This is a genomic window from Cellulomonas sp., from assembly GCF_035634735.1.
Classification (GTDB): Bacteria; Actinomycetota; Actinomycetes; order Actinomycetales; family Cellulomonadaceae; genus Cellulomonas.
The window spans coordinates 1-4,569 of record NZ_DASQCJ010000098.1; the positions used below are offsets into that span (position 1 = coordinate 1).

At 76.8% G+C, this 4,569-nt stretch carries 5 protein-coding genes and 1 pseudogene; 4 read left to right on the forward strand and 2 right to left on the reverse strand.

Annotated features, from left to right (window positions below; all coding sequences use genetic code 11):
* Positions 1-368 (reverse strand): annotated as a pseudogene (locus VER05_RS08670) (hypothetical protein); the annotation flags it as partial.
* Positions 369-427: 59 nt separating this feature from the next.
* On the reverse strand, positions 428-2,311 hold the full coding sequence (locus tag VER05_RS08675; protein WP_324844968.1) for an anthranilate synthase family protein: 1,884 nt from the start codon (positions 2,309-2,311) through the stop codon (positions 428-430).
* Between the two features lie 213 nt (positions 2,312-2,524).
* On the opposite strand from VER05_RS08675, the gene VER05_RS08680 reads away from it, so the two are divergent.
* The 4 genes from VER05_RS08680 to VER05_RS08695 form a co-directional block, all read left to right on the forward strand.
* Complete coding sequence (locus VER05_RS08680; protein WP_324844969.1) at positions 2,525-2,848, forward strand: ArsR/SmtB family transcription factor; 324 nt, start codon at positions 2,525-2,527, stop codon at positions 2,846-2,848.
* Positions 2,845-3,234: a VOC family protein gene (locus tag VER05_RS08685; RefSeq protein ID WP_324844970.1), complete on the forward strand. Its 390-nt coding sequence runs from the start codon at positions 2,845-2,847 to the stop codon at positions 3,232-3,234. Before VER05_RS08680 ends, VER05_RS08685 begins: the two co-directional genes overlap by 4 nt.
* Positions 3,235-3,548: 314 nt before the next feature.
* Positions 3,549-4,046: a hypothetical protein gene (locus VER05_RS08690; protein WP_324844971.1), complete on the forward strand. Its 498-nt coding sequence runs from the start codon at positions 3,549-3,551 to the stop codon at positions 4,044-4,046.
* Between the two features lie 235 nt (positions 4,047-4,281).
* On the forward strand, positions 4,282-4,569 hold a 288-nt coding region (locus VER05_RS08695; protein WP_324844972.1), incomplete at its 3' end, for a manganese catalase family protein.

The following is a 4,569-nucleotide window of genomic DNA, read 5'->3' on the forward strand; positions in this document are numbered from 1 at the left end:
CCGTCCATGCGGGTCGCCAGGAGGCCCGAGCCGATCAGCGCGCCGAGCGCCGCCCCGCCCAGCCCGAACCCGAGCGCCCCGACGTCGCCGAGCGCCACGAGCCGCACCAGCGACGACACCAGCAGGGCCGCCCCGCCCAGCAGGGCGGCGAGCCCCAGCGTCGCCAGCACCCCGTCGACGAAGGTCGCCCGGCTCGCCCCCGGGTCGAGCAGCCAGCCGAGACCGAGCGCGGCGGCCGCGGCGACCGGGAGCAGGATCGCGCCCGGCGGCCGGCCGAACCAGCCGGGCACGAGCAGCAGCACGGCGCCGGCCAGGGCCACGACGGCGAGCCAGCCGGAGGCGGTCGAGACGCCGGTGCGGGAGGCCATGGCAGGTCACGCTAGCGGGCGCGGGGCCGGCCCGCCGTCGGCGCGCGGGCCGCCCGCCCTCAGCCCGCCGCCCGCCCGGCCGCCCCGCCGCCCAGCGCGTGCGCGACCAGCCGGCGCAGCGTGACCAGCCCGTCGGACGAGAGCACGCTCTCCAGGTGCCCCTGCACCGAGGCCACCCCCGGTCCGCGCAGCGCGTGCACCACCCCGGCGTCGTCGGACGCGACCTCGAGCCCGAGCAGCGGCGTCGGGTCGCCCCCGGGCGCGTGCCGCGCGGCGAACGTGTTGTAGAACCCGATCGCGGGGCACTCGCCGAACACGTCGACCTCGAGCCGCACGCCCTGGCGCGGCGCGGGCAGCGGCGCGACCGGCAGCCCGGCCTGGAGCGCGAGCACCTGGTGGCTCAGGCAGACGGCGAGCAGCGGGTCGCCAGCCCCGAGCCGCCGGGCCAGCAGCGCGTGCAGCCGCGCCACCCGGGGGTCGTCGAGCCGCCGCGGGTCGCCCGGCCCCGGGCCGAGGACCAGCAGGTCGGGGTCGGCGTCGTCGGGCACGTCCCGCCACGGCACGACCCGGGCGTCGAGCCCGAGGTGCCGGAGCTGGTGGGCGAGCATCGTCGTGAACTGGTCCTCCGCGTCGACCACCAGCGCGGTGCGGCCCGCGAGCGCCGGCTCGGGCTCGACGGCCTGGGGTCGCAGCCAGAACGCGGCGAGCCGGTCGTTCCGCGCCGCCAACGCGGCCGCGACCCCGGGCTCGTCGGCGAGGACCGGCGCGGCCGCCCCGGCGCCCACCGGCGCGACGGCCCCGATCGCCGTGAGCACCCCGGCGGCCTTCGCGTGCGTCTCGGCCACCTCGCCGTCGGGGGAGGAGTGCCGCACGAGCGTGGTCCCGACCGGCACGGTGACCCGGCCGGCGTCGTCCAGGTACGCGGTCCGGATCAGGATCGGTGCGTCCACCTCGTACCCCGGCGCGCCGTCCGGGCGGGTCGTGCCGTCGGGCTCCAGCAGCGCCAGCACGCCGGAGTAGTAGCCGCGCGGCGTCGTCTCGTGCCGGGCGATCACCGCGCAGGCGTTGCCCATCGGCGAGCCGGTCACGGTCGGCGCGAACATCGTCAGCCGGAGCACCTCCCGCACGTCGAGGTCGGTCCGCCCCTCCAGCACGTACTCGGTGTGCGTGAGCCGGGACATCTGGGCGAGGTACGGGCCCAGGATGCGGCCGCCGTCCGGGCAGACCGCGCTCATCATCTTCATCTCCTCGTCGACCACCATGAACAGCTCCTCGCTCTCCTTGGTGTCGGCCAGGAACGCCAGCAGCTCGGCGCCCGTCGGCGGCTGGTCGCCGTGCCGGAACGTCCCGCTGATCGGGTTCATCCGGGCGACGCCGCCGGCGACGGACACGTGCCGCTCGGGGGTGGCGCCGGCCGCGGCGAGCCCCGGCGTCCGCACGGCGAACGTCCAGTACGCCCCCTGCTCGCGCTCCAGCAGCGCCCGCAGCCAGCCCAGGACCGCCGGGCCCGGCGCGGCGCCGGTCCGGGCCACGAAGTCCCGGCGCAGCACGAAGTTCGCGCCCTCGCCCCGGCCGATCTCGTCCTCGATCACCGCGCGCACCCGGTCGGCGTAGGTCGCGTCGTCGACGTCGAACCCCTCGGGCGCCACCGGCACCGCGTCGGGCAGCAGGGGCAGCGCCGCGGCGAGCGGCACCCGCTCGCGGTCCCGCACCAGCAGGCAGCGCAGCGGGGCGCCGTCGTCGTGCGCGGCGAAGCCCCGCTCGCGGACCTGGCGGAACGGCACGAGCGCGAGCACGGTGCCGCCGTCGAGCGGCACGTCGGCCAGGCGGTCGACGTCGAGCACGTCGCCGACCAGGACGTCCAGCCAGTCCGTGCCGCGGCGGTGCAGCACCGCGAAGGGCGTGGTGGCGTCGTCGAGCAGGGAGCGGAGCAGGGAGGTCATCGCGGGTGCCGTTCGGTCGGGGACCGGGTGGTCCCGCCGCGCCCGCGGACACGACCACCCGGATCAGGGGCGGTCGTCGACGCGTCGAGGGGTCCGCCTAGGAGGCGGGCCACCAGCTCGACGTCGTGTGCATGGCGCTCACGGTACTGCACGCGCCGAGCCGGCGAGCCGCGGGTCTTGAATGGCAACCGTGAGGTTGCCTATCGTGGCCGTGTGGACGAGGTGTTCCGGGCGCTGGCCGACCCGACCCGGCGGCTGCTCCTGGCGGAGCTGCGCCGGCGGGACGGCCAGACCCTGTTCGAGCTGTGCACGCGGCTGATCTCCGTCCACGGGGTCGCCGTGAGCCGGCAGGCCGTCTCCAAGCACCTGGGGGTGCTGGCCGACGCCGGCCTGGTCCGGGTCGCCCGGGCGGGCCGGACCACCGTGCACCGGCTCGATCCCGGGCCGCTCGCCGGCGTCTCCTGCTGGCTCGACGCGATGTCCGCACCCGCCGCACCACCCGCCGCACCACCCGCACCCACCGAGGAGTCCCCGTGATCATCACCACCGCCTCCGTGTTCGTCGACGACCAGGCCCGGGCGCTGGCCTTCTACACCGACGTGCTCGGCTTCCGGCCGAAGACCGACGTCCCGGTGGGGGCGCACCGGTGGCTGACCGTCGTGTCGCCCGAGGCCCCGGACGGCGTCGAGCTGCTGCTCGAGCCGGCGGAGCACCCGGCCGTCGCGCCGTTCCGCGCCGCGCTGGTCGCCGACGGCATCCCCTGGACGAGCTTCGGCGTCGCCGACGTGCGCGCCGAGCACGCGCGGCTCGAGGCGCGGGGCGTCCGGTTCGTGCAGCCGCCCACCGAGGCGGGGCCCGTGGTCGTGGCGGTGCTGGACGACACGTGCGGCAACCTCATCCAGATCGCCTCGGTGGTCGGCTGACCGCGGGTCACCCGCGCGGGCGCGCGTCGCGCCTCCGCATGCCGCGCCACGTCGAGCGCCTAGCGAACGTGCCGAGTGCCTAGCCGCGGGATAGGCACTCGGCACGTTTCCTGTGCCGTCGGCGTCGGTGAGTGCCGTCCCGCCGCCGAGTGTGCAAGAAACGCGTCGAGCGAGCACCCGGCGAGTACTCGCTCGACGTCTCGGGTACTCGCTCGGCGCAAGCCGGCGCCGGCCGGGCGCCCCGCGGTGCGCCGGTGCCGCCCCAGCGGAACGCTCCGCGGGCGCGCACCGGTGGGCCGCCGCACGATGGCCGCATGACCGACGACGCCCCGCAGCCCCGGCCCGACGACACGCACCACGACCACGGCCCCGGCGGGTCCGCCGAGCGGCCCGACGCCGCCCACCTGCCCCCCGACGGGGTCTCCGACGAGGTCGTCGAGGCCGTGGGCGGGGTGACCGCCGCGTTCGAGGTCGTCGAGCACGCCCGCGGGATGCTGTACGCCTTCCACCGGCTGATCGGGCGGGCCGACGCGGAGCTCGCCGACGCCCTGGACCGGCTGGCCGCCGCCGGCCACCCCGACGTCGCCGACGACCTCCGCGCCGAGGTCGTGGGCCGCAACGTGCTCGAGGGGCGCTGGACGTTCCAGGTCGTCGAGGACTTCGACGACGGCTACTACCGCGCGTTCGCCGACGCCGAGCGGCGCACCCGCGAGCGCCTGGTGGGCGGGCGCCGGCACGTGTACGAGTCGCAGCTGAAGGAGCGCAACCGCACGCACGGGCGCCCCGGGCACGAGGCCCGGCCGGAGGCCTGACCGGCGGCGACATCGCACGGCTGCGCCCCGCGCGCAACCGCCCCCTCGGGAGGCGCGTTCCCCCGGACGGACCTAGCGTCGGCTCAGGGCGGTCCGCTAGGCCGACCGCCCCCCGTGTCGGTGCAGCAGGGCGCCGGCGCCACGGCCCGGTCCGGGCGTGGCGCCCCACCGGCGCCCCTCCGCGACCGCGGTCCCCGCAGACAGACTGCCCCGAGCCCGGGGCGCGGAGGTCGCGATGTTCTTCCACCGTCAAGAGCTGCAGTTCAAGTCCACACCCGACAAGCCGGACGCCGTGTACGCCCGCAAGCTCCAGGAGGTCCTGGGCGGGCAGTACGGCGAGATCACCGTCGCGATGCAGTACGGGTTCCAGTCCTGGAACACCCACCTGCCCGGCAAGTACCGCGACCTGCTGTACGGCATCGGCGCCGAGGAGTTCGGCCACGTCGAGATGCTGGCGACGATGATCGCCCAGCTGCTGGAGAAGGCCCCGATCGGGATCACCGAGGAGGCCGTGCAGAACGAC